Genomic DNA, 17,108 nt, shown 5'->3' with positions numbered 1-17,108 from the left:
GATAATTACTGCCCGCCGTTTTTCTGTTAAAACAAACTGCTTGCGCAAGCTTAATGCCATTCAACTTAATCTGATCGATAAAGAGGGAATCTTATGCAAGAGATCGATGCCAAATATTTTCATCTGATCGCCGGCGCCGGCAACTTTGCCGATAAACGCGACGGCTGCGGTAGAGTCAATAACGCCGGCAAACAGGGCAAGAAAGGTTCGGCTGCCGACGGCAAAGGCTTCTACGGTAAGCACACCTCGCCCGACTGCGTTAACGGCATCATTAGCGGATCGTTGGCGGGGCCGCTTGGCATGGCCGCCGGCGCGCTCAATGGCGGATGCTTTAAGGATGGCCGCAGCGGCGGCGGTAATGTCGGAATGGGTAAAGGCGGCAATAAGTCTAACGGCAGCTGCAACAGCGGCAAGTCCGGCAGCTGCTCCCGCTAAGCTGATTGATTGACTAAAAGCATAAGTTGTTCCGCGCAACTTATGCTTTCATTTTACGGTGGACCGAATGTTTCAACTTTTTCGCGCTCTCTGTTATTTAATGGGTTTTTTAATTGCGACCTCATTGCTCAGCGGCGCCCATGTGGCTTTCCCGCAGGCCTACGCCGCGCCGAGGAACTTATCGAACTTTGTCATAACCCTGGTGTTTATCGGCAGTATTATTCGAATGATTCATATACTGCTTAAATTTTATTTCGTAGATAAATTCAACAGAAAAGATAAATAGCGGCGCGTAGTCCGCCGCAGGCTCAAGGCACCCGGCGCATCGCCGCCCACGCCGCGCCCCCTCCTACTTGCCGGCGGAAGGGCTGGCCAGGGGCGACAGCCGGACAAACAAAAGCCCCGGCGATAAGGCCAGGGCTTGAAATGGGATGGTGTGGCGGCCGGTGCTTATCTTCGGCTTACCTCTGAGGGCTGCAATTCGCCACAACATAAATAACATATTAAATTCTACCGGGAAGCGGTTAACAGTAAATGCTTTTGTCGCTTCCCGGCGACAATACTGCAGGTGATGTCACTGTCAGTGATGCAGCATGTCGTCAACCACCTGTTCGGTAGTCAACTGGAACGGATAGTACGTCGGCCAGTTATCCATTTCCGCCAGTAGCGCTTCCTGCGATGTGTTGCCCACAAAGATATGGAAGTGAGCGGACTTGCGCGGGGCGATGATGTGATCGCTGAACTGAACGTATTTAGGCGCCTGGCTGCCGGCATCCTTACATTCAAACAGATAACGAACCCCTTTTTTGCCTGAGGCGTAAGTCAGGATCTTGTGCCCGGCATAGGCGTACTGGCAGGAACTGGCTTTATTACCGCGGTGGAACTCCATAACGCCGTTTTCGATGCCTATGGTATCAATATCGGTGGCATACCCTTTGCGGTAGTACTCCTTGATCTGTTCGAACGTTTTGCCCTGCTCTTTCTCCGCCTTCTGCTTAAACACCGGATCAAGGTCGCCATTCTGCAGGTAAGGATAGACGGACTGCCACACGCCATCCCAATCCGTTAAGCTTCTGTCCTGCACGTTCTTATCATCGAACACCCCCTTAGACGCCTGCAACTCCACTTCCGACATCGGTTTGCCATGCGAATGATGGGCATGAGAAAGCGCGTAACCGCTGACTACCAGCGCGCCCAGCGCCAATGAAATTTTTCCAAAATAGTTCGCCACTGTATATCCCTCTATACCTTCCCAGAAAAACAAAACGTTACAATATAACATAACAAATATCAATATCATCTCCGGCAAATTTTATCGGGGATAAACGGCAAGAAAGCCACTATGGGCGATCGACCCCAACGATAGGTTACGCCTTCTGGTTCAGCATAGGGTCGGCATGCTACTATCTACATGGTTAATAAGGGAAAAGTTAAATAATATAGTGGGATTTTAATGAAATGTTTAATCGGTTATCTCATTCTTATGAGCCCGATGTTGCTGCTAAGTCATTTTCTCGGCGATCTTGCTGTTTTCATCTGGGTTATAAACTCCGTCATACTTACGGCGCTCACTCAATACGTGATGAGAAGAAAACCCAAAGAGTATGATGAATATGATGATGTGTATTGAGGTCACACCGTTATAAAAGGAATGGCATGGCGGTTGTGCGACAAACGCGTCAGTTCGCCGCCCTGAGTTGTGATATCACGCCCCGCCGCAAGGGGGGATAGACGAAAAGCCGACACAGTGTTTAGACATAAGTCGGCATCGTCTCGTTTACCTTGATCACCCGAAGGCCGGTGTAAGGATAATAGCGCAGTGCTACCGGCATCCCCTTAATACACAAAAAAAGACCGAATACTATTTCTTTATGTGCAAAATAATGAAAATAGACAGAATAAACAAATGGTTACCTTAAAAACCATTACGACAATCCCTTGCCATTCCTTGTATTTCCTTTCTTTAATTTCAATTAGTTGGCAGCATCCTCGGATCGATTCGGAAAAATTTCGGCATGAAATGACGCATTAGTGACAGGTCATCAAATAACCGTGAGGAATGGCCGGGATCCATCCCGGCTGCCGCATCTTAAATCTGCTCGTTCAGCAGGTTTTTGAAATAACGCTGAGAACGCCCGTATTGAACCTGCAGATCGGCGAGTGACAGCGCCCTGTCATAAATCAACCACTCCGCCACCACCACTTTGCATATCCCATCGACGTAAACTATCGTTAAACTGCATAAGCTAGAAAATCCTTATCATTATTTTCGAGATTATCACCATGCTGACCGCCAGAACTCTGCATATATCGATTAACCGCCCCTATGTTGAAGCCTATGAATTTCTCTACCGCCCTGAAAATTTCCCCAAATGGGCTAAGGGACTTTCAGACAGTCTGCATCAGGAAGGGGAAAACTGGATTGCCGATACCCCTCAGGGCAGGATCGGCATTCGTTTCAGCGCGCCGAACGCCTTTGGCGTGCTGGATCATTGGGTGACGCTGCCGGGCGGCGCGGTGATTTATGTGCCGCTGCGGCTCCTTGCCAATCAAAGCGGCACCGAAGTGATTTTCACCCTGTTTCACCAGCCGGAGATGGATGACGCGATGTTCACCCGCGACGCTGAACTGGTGATGGCCGATCTGCAGGCGTTGAAACGGCTGCTGGAATCCCCCTCCGCAGAGGGAGCACGCCCGATTATCCCTTGATCTGGAACACTACTTTCATCGGCCGGCATTTTTTGCCGGGATCCATCCCAGCACCAGATTATTCACGGTACAGGTATGTTTTTGGCGGCCATCGAATCGCGCATATCATTTAGCGCGTCAAGCATCTCCGCCGGTGTCAGCACACTGTTATAAACGGCAACGCCACCGCCAGCCCCCTCAAAACCATCCGTTAACTGGCTGCCTGCCGGGGCACCGTTGAACACCAGCTGATTACCGCTAACGGAACGGTCGTTAGTGATTGCCATGGGCAACGGGTTACCGTTCGCGTGCATGCCGATGATCTCAGTGGCTGAGATAGACACGGCAAACATCGTCCATGCTCCGGTGATCCCGCCAAGACTCAGGGTGACTGTTCCTGTCGAAGTCGCAACCAGAACAGAACCCGAGCCATCAGGCTGCTGTGTAACCCTGAATCCAGTGAACGGTGCACTACCCGGCGTCACCGTCGAAATAATATTCGCGGCCGCGGCCGGCTTGGCCAGTATTTTTAACGCTATGACGAGCGTTACATTTTCCGGCTCCACGACGGGGATTATTGCCCCTCCGCCGGTTTTCACACACACCATTCCCTCATCGTTGAATTCTGCGTTAGTGATCAGGTTATTGCCCTGGCCGCTATAGTCGGTTTTACCGTCCATTGCGAAGGTGCCTACGCTGGTATCCCGGTTCATCGCCATCACTGGATAGGCGAACGGGTTGTTCTGCGCAAATTGTTCATGCTGTGGCTTTAGAAGGCTTGGGCTTTCTTTGTCCTTCCCTTCCCCTTCAGTGACAGCAGCGGAAACGCCGGATTCCGTGGGAGCGGGATTTTCGAGAATTTGCGCAGGTTGCGCACTGCGCATTTTTTTCTGCGCTTTCTGTTCTTTCCCTTGCGCAGGAATTTTTATGTGCCGGCGTGCTGTGGCGTAGTTGTAGCCGTTAGCCTCACGCCATTCTTTCGGGGAGATTTTGGTTTTGGCGTATTCGGCGAGGAACAGCTTTTGAATGGCTCCCCCAGTCCTGTTTTGCCATAACATTCTCCGTGAATAAAAAAAGCCACGGGCAACCATGATCTGAGTGATCGGAGGGTGTCGCCAGTGGCTTTGCTTGCGCATTGCGCAGCACCTGGATAGATGCTCTGTGATAGGCAATAAAAAAACCCACCGTAGCGGGCCGTTATCAATGCTCTGTTACTTCTTACCGCTCGCCTCACCATCACTAATCCATTGAGGGATAGCTAGCTTTAAAAGAGGCTTGTCAGTCTTAATATCAACAAGCTTGCATACCTTGTCTTTTAAAGTTGAACCAAGAGAGAATGCTTTACCATCGTAATAGCAGTAATACCCCTCATTAGAGCCCGAGTCTGTGAACAGTTCCTTGTTCTCTCTGGGAACCAGGACTACTGTTTCTGTGGGCTCACTCAGTCCAATTGGGGTGGATTGAAAATATGGGGGTGTTCCCGCCATAACTTGCATGGATAAAATCAGACAAGAAAATATGAGTCCCTTCATTTTGTCACCTCATTAATGAAAATTTCAGATTAGACCCACATCGTTCTTAATTGTTCCTCACTACTTTTTCACGCCATTGGTTCAGCGTGTCCACCTGGCCGGCACAAATTTGCAGTGATGTTTGGAGTACCAGCGTGTAGCTGACGGCGTCGCCCCATGTGTCGCCGGCCAACTGCGGCTGCTCGCATGGGGTGAATACGGATTCAGGGGGAATGAGGAACAGCGGCGCCGGCGGTTGCGCTGGCAGTCTGGCGCAGGAGCGCAAGCACAGCAGATTTTATGCTCAGTGCCGGCATCAGAAAAAAACAGCCCAGATGGACCTTTACACCCCGATGGTTTAACGAAAAAGTTTGTGTCCGCGCGAAAAGCTTCTGGACTGGATTTTGAAGAATGCCCACCGACATTTCATGAGATCCGGAGTCTGGCTGGCAGGCTGTATGAGAAGGAAAAAGGGAAGGAGTTTGCGCAAAAATTGCTGGGGCATAAATCCGAAAAAATGACGGGGAAATACCTGGACGCAAGGGGAAAAGAATACGTGATGCTATAAAAGACCGAATATCCAAATTCGAGTAAAATTCGAGTAATTTCAAGCCGGGAATAAAAAAACCTTATAAATCAAGCACACAAAAAAAGACCGAATACGATTCCTATATTCGGTCTAGGGAAATGGCTCTTGGGAGAGAGCCGTGCGCTAAAAGTTGGCATTTAGTGCAGGGCTTGTTCAGCCATGCACTTTAAGAGTAGCCTACCGCGCTATTTTTGCCAGCGGCCGGGCGGGCGGGTGATAGTTTCATGACGAAATCAATGCGGCGTGAATGCGTATCGAACGTCAGGATCCCGGCAAGCCGTTGGCGAACAAGCGGTTAATTATCGCACAGCTTCTCGGCGCGTTCGCGGAACGGCGCCAGGTTCATTTTATGACCGGGGTTGGCGGCGTCATCGAGCAGGATCACATCCAGCGGCTGCGCGCGCTGCTGCCCCGCCTTCACCTGCGCTTCGGCGGCGTCGTTGAGCGGATACTGCATCAGGGTGCTGTTGTTGAGCACAAACAGCGCGCCGCCGCTGCGGCACTGCAGCGTCACTTCTTCTTTGGTGAACGCCCACTGCTTGCCGTACTCCAGCTTGGTGATGTTAACCAGTTTGTCTGCCGCCAGCGCGCCGGTCGCGGTTGCCAGCAGCGTAATGCCAAGTAATACCGATTTCATTTGATGGCCTTCAGGTTGCTATTTGACTCGATTTTCCCGCAGTTTACCGGCATCCGGCAAGCCGTAATCTTATACCGGCGCATAGGTTGCAAATAAACTGACCAGCAGCAGCACCGCCCCGCCCAGTCCCACTTCAATCCAACAGGCCAACACCAGCCCGCGCTGCGCCAGCTTCGGCACGCGGCTCATCGCCGGCACGATGGCGTAACGGTTGGCCAGCGCCACCATCACCATCAGCGCCACCAGCGCGGTTTTGAACAACAGCAAACGCTGATACGGCGAAGCCACGTTCAGCGGCCAGCTGCCGAGAATGATCAGGCTGTTGACCGCCCCGGTGACGATCACCGCCGCCACCGCCAGGTGGCCCCAGCGCGAGAAACGGATCAGGGTGGTGATGGCGTCGCGGCGCCATTGCGGCTGCTGCAGGTAGCGCAGGCAAACCAGCAGCGGCAACAGGCTGCCGAACCAGTAACCGGCGGCCAGCAGGTGCAGCGCATGGTTGGCGCGATGCAGTACGCCAAGCGCGCCTTGGTGCATCGCCGCATGGCCGATAAACGCCATGCTCACCAGCAGCAGCGTAGAGCACAGCGCCAGCGCTTGAATGCGCCTCGCCTCCGGCAGCAGCAGGCTCAGCAGCGCCAGCAGCGCAAGGCCCAAATGCCAGCGCCACACTTCGCCGAAGGTCGTGCCGAGCACCGCCCACCACACCTCCAGCCGCCAGGTATCCTCCCAGCCATCGCCCATTTGCCCGGCCTGTACCGCCAGCAGCGCCACGGCGGAAAGCCCGGCGAGCCAGGTGCAAGAGACCAGCAAAGGACGCACGTCACGGGTGAGATACGGAGAAAGGCGCTGCGGCGACAGTAAGGCGGTGAACAGGCTGACGCCAAACATCAGCATCACCGCCGCAAAGTGCACCAAGCGACACAGAACGAACAGGGTCGCCAGACTCATTGATCAGTTGACGGTGAAGCTGTACTGGCCTTTGGTTTTATGGCCGTCGACCGAAACCACGTGCCAGCTGACGTTATATTTGCCGGCGCCAAGCTCGCCTTCGATCGGCAGATTAACCTGGGTATTGTTGTTCGGATCGAGTTTCAACTTGCCGGTTTTCACCGCGGCGTTGTCCGGGCCGGTGATCTTGACGCCGCTGAAGTTAGGCTCGATGCCTTCGGAGAAATTGAGCGTCAGCGCTTTCGGTGCCGGGCTCACGCTGGCGTCGGCCGCCGGGGTGACAACTTTCAGGTGGGCATGCGCCAGCGCCTGCTGCGAAGAAAGGCCGACAAACAGCACGAAAAGGGTGGAAAGCAGGCGATATGAGGAACGAATTTTACCGATCACAGTGGTATCCCTTAAAGCGAGGAACGAGGGTGATATGGGTGAGGCCATCAGCCAAGGCGATGAATCAGCGGCCCCAACCCACCGCAAATGATTGCGCCACGGGTAAACAGAATAAGAGGTTAATCAGCTAACCCGCTGTTTTGAATCTCTACCATCCCTGTAGCGTATCGCGGTAAATGATAACGATCGCCCCGCGGCAAGTCGAGCGCATCACTGGCATTTTGCGATCCGGCAGCACGTATCGCTGCATAGCCGCACAAACGTAGGGCATAAAAAAACCGCGCGTCAGGCAGCGGCCCGGCGCGCGGTTTTCTGCACCCGTTATCAGGCCTGGCCGTTGCCGTTCTCGGCGGCGCCCATTTTCTTCAAATCCTTGTCGATGAAGAACAGGCCTTTGCCGCTGGTGCCCACCAGCGCCAGCTTGTCCAATACGGATTTGAACAGCTTCTCTTCTTCGTGTTGCTCGGCAACGTACCACTGCAGGAAGTTGAAGGTGGAATAGTCGTGCGCCGTCATGGCCGCATGCGCCAGTTCGTTGATCTGACGGGTGATCAGCTGTTCGTGTTCGTAAGTCTGCTGGAATACGTCGGCCAGGGATTCGAACTCAACCGGCGGCGCGGCGATGGTGCCCAGCAGCGGCAGAGCGCCGGTATCGCTCAGGTAATCGAACAGACGCTGCATGTGCTGCATCTCTTCCTGAGAATGCTCCTTAAGAAATGCGGCGGCGCCTTCAAAGCCTTTATCGCTGCACCATGCGCTCATTTGCAGGTACATGTTGGCGGAGTAGAACTCCAGATTCAGTTGCTCATTCAGCTTCTTGGTCATTTCTTGCGTCAGCATAATGATTCCTTTTATTTTGCAGGTCGTGAATTTAATTTCGCGCATTATGCCTTGGGTAATTAAAAATAAAAACACCTGATTTACATTAAATCTTTAATTATTTAAAATAACAATAAAAACAACAAGATAAAATATCATTGAGCTGATTGTTTAAATTATTATGATAACTATTTACATCTACAGGGTCGCTCAAAAAGCGAATCGTTCTTATTTAAGAAAATAAACACATTGCATTACCCTTTCGGCAAGAAATAACCTTGCCCCCGCCGAGCGGTTATTTCACCGGCGCAATGGGCTTGCCAAGCGCCGCCGGGTGCATTACCTTCTGCGCAGATTCAATGCGGCAACGGTAAGGAGCAGAAGATGGGTTACAATCTGGCAGAGCTGTCCAAAGAAGAGATGGACAAGGTGAACGTGGATCTCGCCGCCTCTGGCGTGGCGTTCAAAGAGCGTTACAACATGCCGGTGATCCCGGAAGTGGTGGAGCGCGAACAGCCGGAATATCTGCGTGATTACTTCCGCGAGCGCGTGGCGCACTACCGCGTAGAATCGCACAAGTTTTCGCGCCTGCCTTACGAACCCAAATCCAGATAAAAAAGCCCGCCGCTATGGCGGGCCCTGCGCGTTACCTGCCGGCGAACCTGTCGGTGGCCAGCATCAGCTGGTGCAAAATGCCGGGCTCGTCGAACGAGTGCCCCGCCCCCTCCACGATGTGCAGCTCGGCTTCCGGCCAGGCCTGAGCCAAATCCCAGGCGTTTTGCACCTGACAGGCCATATCATAGCGGCCATGGATGATCACCGCCGGAATATGGCGGATCAGCGGCACGTTGCGCAGCAGCTGGTCGTCGCTGTCCAGGAAGCCCTGGTGGGTAAAATAGTGGTTTTCGATGCGGGCGAACGCCAGCGCGAAATCGTCCTCGCCAAACGAGGCGGATTCGGTGCTCGGCAACAGGGTCACGGTTTCCCCTTCCCATACGCTCCACAGCTTCGCCGCTTCCAGCTGCACCTGCAGATCTTCCGCGGTCAACCGCCGGCGATAGGCGGCAATCACGTCCTTGCGCTCCTCCGCGGACAGAATCGACAGCACCCGCTGCCATTTTTCCGGGAAGAAGCGCGAGGCGCCGTCCTGGTAGTACCAGTTCAGCTCCTGCTTGCGCAGGGTGAAGATGCCGCGCAGCACCATTTCGCTGACCCGCTGCGGATGCGTCTGCGCATAGGCCAGCGCCAGGGTGGATCCCCAGGAGCCGCCGAACACCAGCCATCGTTCTACCCCGGCCATCTCGCGCAGGCGTTCGATATCCTGCACCAGATGCCAGGTGGTGTTGTTGTCCAGGCTGGCGTGCGGTTTTGAGCGGCCGCAGCCGCGCTGATCGAACAGCAGCACCTTGTAGCGCTCGGGGTCGAACAGCTGGCGGTGATAAGGGGAAATGCCACCGCCCGGCCCGCCATGAATGAATACCGCCGGCTTCCCGTTCGGGTTACCGCTCAGCTCCCAGTAGATCCGGTGGCCATCCCCAGTGTCCAGCCAACCGCTGTCATATGCTGCTAACGGCGGGTACAAACCTCGTAATTGTTCCATGGCGCTTCCGTCTCTAAGTGGGTCATGCCTTCATCAAAGCCGAAGCGGCCCACCAGGTCAACGGTAAAACCCGAAAACTCTAACGCTCTCCAATAACTCTGCGCGCGTTTGCTCAAAATGAAGGCGACTTGTCGCTAAAACGCCCGCTAGACCGAACGGTTCAGGTGCGCCACCGCGCTGATTTCCACCAGTTGCTCGGGCGAAGCCAGCCCGGTGACGCCGATCAGGGTGCCGGCCGGGCGATGATCGCCGACATAGTCTCTGAACAGCGCGACGCATCGGGCGAAATGCGCCGGTACGTCGGTCAGGTAAATTTCCACGCAGGCCAGATTCGACCTGTCGGCGCCATGCCCCGCCAACACCCGGTCGAGGTTGTCCAGCGTCTGCCGGGTCTGCGCGTCGATATCGCCCGCGCCGACAAAGCCGCCCTGCATATCGTGGGAAAACTGCCCCGAGATATAAAGCACGCCGTTGACGCAGTACCCCTGAGTCACTCCGTTCCCTTCTTCCCACTCCACCCCGTGATCGTAATGCCTGATGATGTTCGCCATGTCATTTCTCCTGCCGGTTATAGGGTTACGCTGAAGACTATAATCGGATGATTGACGAATGGACGTCGCCACAGAAACGACGCTGACGCCACCGCCGGCAAATCGAATCTGTTATCTTGGCCGCTGGGCCATCGGCTAATCGGGAACCGGGCATGCTGCGCGCAAATCTGAATGACATACAGGTGTTTATGGCGGTCGCCGATGCCGGCAGCTTCGTCGCCGGCGGGCTGGCGATGGGGCTGTCGCGATCGGCGGCGGGGAAAGGCGTCGCGCGGCTGGAGCAACGCCTGGGCGTACGGCTGTTGAATCGCACCACCCGGGCGCTGAGCCTCACCGACGAGGGCCGGGAATTTTATCGGCGCGGCCTGCAGGTTCTCGCCTCGGTCGACGACGCGGAGGCCAGCGTGGCCGGCGCTGGCGGCACCGCACGCGGCGTGCTGCGGCTAACCGTGCCCGCCGCCTTTGGCCGTTTGGTATTGCTGCCGCTGTTGCCGAAGTATTTGGCGGCCTGGCCGGAAGTGCAGGTCGAGATGAGCTTTTCCGATCGGCTGGCCGATCTGGTGGACGAAGGTTTTGACCTGGCGGTGAGGATAGGCGTAACGGCGCCGGACACTCGCCTGGTTTCGCGGCGGGTCGCCAAATACCGCGCATTGTTGTGCGCTTCCCCCGCCTACCTCGCCAGCCGGGGTGAGCCGCGGAATATCGATGCGCTGGCAGAACACCAGTGCCTGTTATTCAGCAGCCGCAGCCAAAAGCAGAGTTGGCGACTGCGTGACGCGCACGGCGATTGGGTCAGGGCGCCGGCTCGCGGCCGCCTGCGTTTCGACAGCGGCGAAGCGCTGCGCGACGCCGCTCTGACGGGGCTGGGCATCGCCTGCCTGCCGGATTTTCTGGCGGCGGAAGCGCTGGCCGCCGGCCGTCTGCGGCGGGTGTTGGCCGGGGTCGAGGGCGAAGAGGTGCGCATCGTCGCGCTCTACCCCAACAAGCGTTTGCTGGAACCGCGCGTCAGGCGCTTTATCGATTTGATGGTCGAGGAATTAAGCGGCTGACGCCGGGGTTATCCGGCCTTGCGCATGTGCGGCTCGCGCATTTCCTGCGCGGTTTTCGCCTCGATGCTCAGCTCGGCGGTGGGCCGCAACAGCAGGCGCGCCAGGCCTATCGGCTCGCCGGTTTCCCGGCAATAGCCATACTCGCCGGTTTGCAGCCGCGCCAGCGCCGCGTCGATTTTCGGTAACAGCCGGCTTTCGCGATCCAGCTGACGGAACAGCAAACGTAGCTCTTCTTCACGCGCCGCCTTGTCCGCTTCGTCGCCGCTGGCGTCGCCGCCGTCGATATCCCGCTTCAGCGTTTCGATATGCAGCAGCAGCTTTTGCCGCTCGTCCAGCAACTTTTGGCGGAAAAACGCCCGCTGCGCCGGGTTCATATAGTCGGACTCCGGCATCGCCAGCAGCTGCTGCGGGCTGAGTAACATCATGGCTGTCATTGCGCTCTCCGATAAATAGCTAGTGTTACATTATAACATATCGATTGTTTTTGGCACCCGTTCAGCGAAAACAAAATTACGTGGATAAACAGCCCATTGTTCAAAATGCGCGCATTGCCGCTTGCATCCGGTCGGCGTAAGGGGGTTAATGGCTGAGCAACCCACCCAACCATAGGTAACTGAGAGGCCATCATGAGTAAGGGAATGGATAGCAAAAAAAATGCGAAGAAGAAGCCGTTGAAAACCCCAGCTGAAAAACGTGCCGATAAACGCGCCAAAAAAGCGCATCCATCTGGTGAGTAAGCGTCCTTCCACCCGTAGTTAAACCCGCCGAGGCGGGTTTTTTATTGCCTGAAATCGGCCTTCTGCGCGCCAGGGGTTGGCACGGCCGCGGCTGCCGGTTAAGCTGAATGCCTGCGGCAACTCCGAGGAAACCATGACTTTACGCGTAATAGATACCGAAACCTGTGGGCTGGACGGCGGCGTGGTGGAAGTGGCCTCCGTCGATCTGATCGACGGGCAAATCGCCAACCCGATGAGCGATCTGGTCAGCCCGGATCGGCCGATCGGCATCGAGGCGATGGCTATCCATCACATCACCGAAAAAATGGTGGAGGGTAAACCGCGCATCGCGGTGGCGATCGGCCGTTATCAGGGCAGCCCTTACTATGTGGCGCACAACGCGGCCTTCGATCGCGGCGTGCTGCCGGAAATGAACGGCGCCTGGATCTGCACCCTCAAGCTGGCGCGCACCCTGTACCCGGACATCAAATACGGCAACCAGTATCTGCGCTATGCGCTGGATCTGGACGTGCAGCTGCCGGAAGACGCCACCCTGTACCCGCACCGCGCGCTGTATGACTGCTACGTCACCGCCGCGCTGCTGCAGCGCATCATGAAGGATTCGGGCTGGACGCCGGAGCAAATGGCGCAGATCACCGAGCAACCGGTGCTGCTGAAGAAGTTCAAGTTCGGCAAATACCGCGGGCAGGAGATCGATCGCATTGCGCAGGAAGATCCCGGCTATCTGCGCTGGATGCTGAAATCCATCGAAGATCTCAGCCCCGACATGAAGCACACGCTGAAATACTATCTGATCGGTTAAAACAGCGGGCGGCAGAGGCCACCCGCTCCGCATTACACCGCCAGCGCCAAAATGAAGGCGTACTCCAGCGCGATATCCTCATAGGCTTTGAAGCGCCCGGACTTGCCGCCGTGGCCGGAATCCATATCGGTGTACAGCAGCAGCTGGCGATCGTCGGTTTTCAGCTCGCGCAGCTTCGCCACCCACTTGGCCGGCTCCCAATACTGCACCTGCGAATCATGCAAACCGGTAGTGACCAGCATGTGCGGGTAATCCTGCGCCTTCACCTGATCGTAAGGGCTGTACTGCTTGATGTAATCGTAATAGGCCGGCTCGTTCGGGTTGCCCCACTCGTCGTACTCGCCGGTGGTCAGCGGGATAGACTCGTCCAGCATGGTGGTCACCACGTCGACGAACGGCACCTGCGCCACCACGCCGTGGAACAGCTGCGGCGCCTGATTGATCACCGCCCCCATCAGCAAGCCGCCGGCGCTGCCGCCCATGGCGAACACCCGGCCGGCGTCGCCGTAGCCCTGTGCGATCAGCGCTTCGGTGACGTCGATAAAGTCATTGAAGGTGTTCTGTTTGTTGAACAGCTTGCCGTCTTCGTACCACAGCTGGCCCAGCTCGCCGCCGCCGCGAATGTGCGCCAGCGCGAACACGAAGCCGCGATCCAGCAGGCTCAGGCGGCTGGCGCTGAACGCCGGATCCATGCTGCTGCCATAGGAGCCGTAGCCGTACACCATCAGCGGATTGCCGCCACGCTGGAAACTGTCCTGGCGGTAGACCAGTGAAACCGGCACCTCGACGCCGTCGCGCGCCGTCACCCACACCCGCTCGCTGCGGTAGTTTTCCGGGGTGAAATGCTTCACCTCCTGCTGCTTGAGCAGCACCCGCTCGCCGCTGTCCAGGTTGAGCTCGTACAGCGTGGTCGGGGTGGTCATCGACGAATAGCCGTAGCGCAGCAGGTCGGTTTCCGGCTCCGGGTTGTACGCCAGCCAGGTGGTGTAGGTCGGATCGTCGAAGGCGATGCGCTTCTCTTCGCCGCTGCGCCAGTGGATTTGACGCAGCAGGGTCAGGCCTTCGCTGCGTTCTTCCACCACCAGCCAATCGCGGAACAGGCTGAACCCCTCCAGCATCACCGCGGCGCGCGGCGCGATCAGCGTTTGCCACTGCGCCTCATCGGCCTGCTCGCTCTGATACAGGCCGAAGTTTTTGCCGTCCCTGTTGGAGCGGATATAGAAATGCTGGTGGTAATGGTCGATGGCGTACTCGTGATCTTTGCGGCGCGGCACAAACATCTGCGGCCGGCTGTCGGCGCGGTCGGCGTCCAGCAGCAGGATTTCCGAGGTGGTCGTGCTGCTCAGATGGATCAGGATAAAGCGTTCCGAGGTGGTTTTTTCCAGCCCGACGTAAAAGGTGTCGTCCAGCTCTTCGTAGATCAGTTCGTCCTGCCGCGGGTCGCTACCCACCACGTGGCGGTAGACCTGATAAGGCAGCAGCGTTTTGGCGTGCTTGCGCACGTAATACACCGTGGCGGAGTCGTTGGCCCACTCGAAGCTGCCGGAGGTGTTTTCCAGCACTTCGCCGCTCCAGCCGTCGTCGCTCAGGTTTTTGAAGCGGATGTCGTACTGGCGGCGCGACAGGAAATCTTCCGCCACCGCCAGCTTTTGATTGTCGGGGCTGACTTCCAGCCCGCCGAGGGTGTAGAACTCGCTGTTTTCCGCGCGCTGGTTGCCGTCGAGCAGCACCTGCCAATTTTCGCTCTCGGCCTCCGGCTGACGCACATAGAGCGCGTATTCATTGCCCGGCTCATAGCGGGTCTGGTAGCGGAAACCGTGCCTGACGTAGGGAACCGAATGCTCCTGCTGCGGGATGCGCGCCACCATCTCTTCATACAGGGTTTCACGCAGCGCCTGCTGCGGTTTCAGCATCGCATCGGTAAAGGCGTTTTCCGCCTGCAGATAGTCCAGCACCTGCCGGTCTGCGCGATCGTCGTCGCGCAGCCAGTAATAGTCGTCCACGCGCGTGTCGCCGTGAAGGGTGATGGGATAAGGGCGTTTTTCGGCCTTAGGGGGTGTCATCATTGCTAAATCATCCGCTTACATTGATTAAGGCAAGAGTGACACGATTCCCCCCGGCTTGCCAAGCGGCGCTATGCCAGCTCGCGCTTTTTCTCGTTGACGTCGTTTTCAATGCCCTGCTTGACGTCCGCCGGGATTTTCAGCGACTGCGCCAGCGCGTCGAGGTAGCCGCGCTCCATAAAGTGATCGACGTCGATCACCATGCAGCTAAGATAATAGACCTCCAGCGCTTCGTCTTCATTTTTCACGCTCTGGGCGATCAGGTCGGGGTTCAGCGGCTGGTCGATGGCCTCCTGCACCCAGGCCTGCGCCTCTTCCCCCACCTGCAGCTGCTCCAGGCTGTGATCGATGGCGCGCTTTTCGTCCGCATCGATATGCCCGTCGCTCTTGGCGGCGAACACCAACGCCTGCACCAGCCGCCGGGCGCGCAGATCCACCGGGGTGGTTTGCAGGCCAAACTGCGGCTCGCCCTGATGGCTTTCCCTGACCCGCTGCTTGTACTTGTTCCACAGCACCGCCCCCACCGCCGCGCTGCCGCCGATGATCAGCGCGTTCTTGCCGAATTTGCCCACCAGCTTGCGCGAAGACTTGTTCGCCAACAGCACGCCAACCAGCCCGCCGAGCGCGGTCGGCGCCAGCAGCTTGCCGATGCCTTCCGAGCCGCCGGCCTTCTGGCCGATCATCGATTGAATCTGCTGCATCCAGTTACTTTTCATCATCTACCCCTTGCGTAAGAAAACGAGGCGCGCAGGCACAGCCAGCCAGACCGCCGGTAAACCGCCAGATTAGGGGATTTTTTGTCAATTTACGTATGGGGGATGCAAACCTGTGTGTAGCGGGGGAAAAACGCTGACGGGCCTGCCCGGCCCGTCGTTAAGCGGATCAGGCCTGTTCTTCGCCCGGCTCTGCGTCTTCATCCTGCTCATACTCCGCCAGCTCATCGCGCATCGCCTGGATGGCTTCGCGAGCCAGCAACGCCAGCGTGCGGTAGAACCCGGTGGTCGAGTGCGCCTCCACCTTGCCGAGGAAACGGCCGCACCACGGCAGCAGATAGTCGTCAAACAGGGTGATTTGCGCCTGCGCTTCGTCTTCCTGCGACTGATCTTCCAGCCAGGAAGCGGCCAACAGCAGCGAACCGAAGTGATCGGCCGGCGCTTCGCCCAGCGGCATGCCGCGCTGCTGCAGGAAAGTGCGCACTTGCGCTTCGCTCGCCCCTTCAACGTAGGCGGAGCGGAACGGCGGCACGCTGCACTCGCCGCCGACGAACATGGCGTTGAAATCGGCGGACAACAGGTTGACGTCGCAGCCCTGCTGCAGCCGCGTCAGCAGCTCATCCTGCTCCAGCGGCCAGTGCTGCTGCAGTTTGCCCTCCTGGATCAGCGTGAACAGCGGCACCAGCAGCGGATCCTGCGGCTGGCGGTAGAACAGCGTACCCAGCACGCGACAGACGACGGAAAACTCATTCATGATAATGCCTTATACAATGCAGAAAAATTTGCCGGGACGATGTCACAAATCGGCCAATTCCGCAATCGCCGGCTTGCCGCGCCGCTCGAGAAAGTCCAACAGGCGGCGCGGGCTGACGTTGAGAATGCGCTCCTGCGGGAAGGCCACCTCTTTGATAATGCGTTCGCAGTGTTCAAAACCGCCCAGCGAAAACGCGATGTGCGAATCCGAGCCCAGCGCCAGCCAGCCGCCGGCGTCGCGCACCGCGGCGGCGATAGCCCGACAGTTGGCTTCGCTGCCCTTGCGCGAATGGGTGAACGACGAGTTGTTCAGCTCCAGCGCCACCTCGTATTTGGCGGCGGCGGCGGCCACCGCGGGAATGTCGATCGGATAGCGCGGATTGCCCGGGTGGCTGATGATGTGCACGTCGCCCTGCGCCATCGCCGCGATCATCGCTTCGGTGTGGGCGGCCCGGTCCTGCGGCGCGAATACCGGCTCGTGGAAACCGGCGATGATCACGTCGGTGGCGTTCAGCATCGGGCCGGTGCAGTCGATGTCGCCCTGCAGGTTTTTAATGTTGGCCTCGATGCCGCGCAGGATCCCCACGCCGTCCACCAGGCGCGGCCATACGTGCATATTCATAAAGTGCCAATAGTGCGGCGCATCGGCCATGTCCGGCCCGTGGTCGGTGATGGCGAACAGCTTGATGCCCTTCTGATGGGCTTCGGCGATGTAATCGTGCAGCGTGCTGTAGGCATGGGTGCTGGCGACGGTGTGCATATGCAAATCAACGGGGTACATTATTTCTCCTTCCTGACGTCCCGCCCGGAGAAGTGCGGGACG

Annotated in this window: 19 protein-coding genes and 1 pseudogene; 6 read left to right on the top strand and 14 right to left on the bottom strand. The window is 57.2% G+C overall.

Annotated elements, in window-relative coordinates:
* Window positions 1-93: 93 nt before the first annotated feature.
* On the top strand, window positions 94-435 hold the full coding sequence (locus D7I37_RS17275; RefSeq protein WP_061799042.1) for a hypothetical protein: 342 nt from the start codon (window positions 94-96) through the stop codon (window positions 433-435).
* Between the two features lie 580 nt (window positions 436-1,015).
* Here D7I37_RS17275 and zinT read toward each other — a convergent pair.
* Window positions 1,016-1,666 (bottom strand): metal-binding protein ZinT, encoded by a 651-nt coding sequence (zinT, locus tag D7I37_RS17265; protein WP_242502702.1) that lies wholly within the window; start codon window positions 1,664-1,666, stop codon window positions 1,016-1,018.
* A gap of 1,052 nt (window positions 1,667-2,718) precedes the next feature.
* Here zinT and D7I37_RS17260 point away from each other — a divergent pair.
* The gene (locus D7I37_RS17260) at window positions 2,719-3,144 is read left to right on the top strand and encodes an SRPBCC family protein (RefSeq protein ID WP_129544039.1); all 426 of its coding nucleotides are present in this window, start codon (window positions 2,719-2,721) and stop codon (window positions 3,142-3,144) included.
* Window positions 3,145-3,206: 62 nt separating this feature from the next.
* Here the strand turns inward: D7I37_RS17260 and D7I37_RS27715 are convergent, their stop codons facing one another.
* Both D7I37_RS27715 and D7I37_RS17250 read right to left on the bottom strand, forming a co-directional pair.
* Window positions 3,207-4,259 (bottom strand): hypothetical protein, encoded by a 1,053-nt coding sequence (locus tag D7I37_RS27715; RefSeq protein WP_371415230.1) that lies wholly within the window; start codon window positions 4,257-4,259, stop codon window positions 3,207-3,209.
* A gap of 75 nt (window positions 4,260-4,334) precedes the next feature.
* Complete coding sequence (locus tag D7I37_RS17250; protein ID WP_129544038.1) at window positions 4,335-4,655, bottom strand: hypothetical protein; 321 nt, start codon at window positions 4,653-4,655, stop codon at window positions 4,335-4,337.
* Window positions 4,656-4,910: 255 nt separating this feature from the next.
* Between D7I37_RS17250 and D7I37_RS17240 the strand changes: the two are divergent.
* Window positions 4,911-5,202: pseudogene (locus D7I37_RS17240) on the top strand (tyrosine-type recombinase/integrase); the annotation flags it as partial.
* A 316-nt stretch (window positions 5,203-5,518) separates the two neighbouring features.
* Here the strand turns inward: D7I37_RS17240 and D7I37_RS17235 are convergent.
* The 4 genes from D7I37_RS17235 to ftnA form a co-directional block, all read right to left on the bottom strand.
* Window positions 5,519-5,860, bottom strand: coding sequence for a YebY family protein (locus tag D7I37_RS17235; protein WP_061799036.1), 342 nt, complete (start codon window positions 5,858-5,860; stop codon window positions 5,519-5,521).
* A 69-nt stretch (window positions 5,861-5,929) separates the two neighbouring features.
* On the bottom strand, window positions 5,930-6,811 hold the full coding sequence (copD, locus tag D7I37_RS17230) for a copper homeostasis membrane protein CopD (protein WP_061799034.1): 882 nt from the start codon (window positions 6,809-6,811) through the stop codon (window positions 5,930-5,932).
* 3 nt (window positions 6,812-6,814) lie between these two features.
* Window positions 6,815-7,246, bottom strand: a complete 432-nt coding sequence (gene yobA / locus D7I37_RS17225; protein ID WP_129544036.1) for a CopC domain-containing protein YobA — start codon at window positions 7,244-7,246, stop codon at window positions 6,815-6,817.
* Window positions 7,247-7,522: 276 nt separating this feature from the next.
* A complete protein-coding gene (ftnA, locus tag D7I37_RS17220; protein WP_061799139.1) occupies window positions 7,523-8,038 on the bottom strand; it encodes a non-heme ferritin in 516 nt (171 codons plus the stop codon).
* Between the two features lie 363 nt (window positions 8,039-8,401).
* Between ftnA and D7I37_RS17215 the strand changes: the two genes are divergently transcribed.
* Window positions 8,402-8,632 (top strand): DNA polymerase III subunit theta, encoded by a 231-nt coding sequence (locus tag D7I37_RS17215; protein ID WP_061799031.1) that lies wholly within the window; start codon window positions 8,402-8,404, stop codon window positions 8,630-8,632.
* Window positions 8,633-8,663: 31 nt separating this feature from the next.
* Here D7I37_RS17215 and pip read toward each other — a convergent pair whose 3' ends face one another.
* Window positions 8,664-9,617, bottom strand: a complete 954-nt coding sequence (gene pip, locus D7I37_RS17210; RefSeq protein WP_061799030.1) for a prolyl aminopeptidase — start codon at window positions 9,615-9,617, stop codon at window positions 8,664-8,666.
* 146 nt (window positions 9,618-9,763) lie between these two features.
* Window positions 9,764-10,168 (bottom strand): RidA family protein, encoded by a 405-nt coding sequence (locus tag D7I37_RS17205; protein ID WP_061799028.1) that lies wholly within the window; start codon window positions 10,166-10,168, stop codon window positions 9,764-9,766.
* Window positions 10,169-10,320: 152 nt separating this feature from the next.
* On the opposite strand from D7I37_RS17205, the gene D7I37_RS17200 reads away from it, so the two are divergent.
* Window positions 10,321-11,217 (top strand): LysR family transcriptional regulator, encoded by an 897-nt coding sequence (locus D7I37_RS17200; RefSeq protein ID WP_129544035.1) that lies wholly within the window; start codon window positions 10,321-10,323, stop codon window positions 11,215-11,217.
* 8 nt (window positions 11,218-11,225) lie between these two features.
* On the opposite strand, the gene dksA is transcribed toward D7I37_RS17200, so the two are convergent.
* Window positions 11,226-11,651: an RNA polymerase-binding protein DksA gene (gene dksA, locus D7I37_RS17195; protein WP_061799026.1), complete on the bottom strand. Its 426-nt coding sequence runs from the start codon at window positions 11,649-11,651 to the stop codon at window positions 11,226-11,228.
* Window positions 11,652-12,087: 436 nt separating this feature from the next.
* Here dksA and exoX point away from each other — a divergent pair, with 436 nt between their 5' ends.
* On the top strand, window positions 12,088-12,756 hold the full coding sequence (gene exoX / locus D7I37_RS17190) for an exodeoxyribonuclease X (protein WP_061799137.1): 669 nt from the start codon (window positions 12,088-12,090) through the stop codon (window positions 12,754-12,756).
* Window positions 12,757-12,788: 32 nt separating this feature from the next.
* On the opposite strand, the gene D7I37_RS17185 is transcribed toward exoX, so the two are convergent.
* From D7I37_RS17185 to D7I37_RS17170, 4 genes are all read right to left on the bottom strand, one after another.
* The gene (locus tag D7I37_RS17185) at window positions 12,789-14,822 is read right to left on the bottom strand and encodes a S9 family peptidase (RefSeq protein WP_129544034.1); all 2,034 of its coding nucleotides are present in this window, start codon (window positions 14,820-14,822) and stop codon (window positions 12,789-12,791) included.
* Window positions 14,823-14,890: 68 nt separating this feature from the next.
* Window positions 14,891-15,535: a tellurite resistance TerB family protein gene (locus D7I37_RS17180; protein WP_061799136.1), complete on the bottom strand. Its 645-nt coding sequence runs from the start codon at window positions 15,533-15,535 to the stop codon at window positions 14,891-14,893.
* Between the two features lie 166 nt (window positions 15,536-15,701).
* Window positions 15,702-16,286: a molecular chaperone gene (locus D7I37_RS17175; protein WP_061799024.1), complete on the bottom strand. Its 585-nt coding sequence runs from the start codon at window positions 16,284-16,286 to the stop codon at window positions 15,702-15,704.
* A 42-nt stretch (window positions 16,287-16,328) separates the two neighbouring features.
* A complete protein-coding gene (locus D7I37_RS17170; protein WP_061799023.1) occupies window positions 16,329-17,066 on the bottom strand; it encodes a phosphatase in 738 nt (245 codons plus the stop codon).
* Between the last annotated feature and the right edge of the window lie 42 nt (window positions 17,067-17,108).

Source organism: Serratia sp. 1D1416, assembly GCF_003641105.1.
GTDB classification, from domain to species: Bacteria; Pseudomonadota; Gammaproteobacteria; order Enterobacterales; family Enterobacteriaceae; genus Serratia; species Serratia ficaria.
The sequence above is the reverse complement of the archived record's forward strand: the minus strand, read 5'-3'. Positions and strand labels throughout refer to the sequence as shown.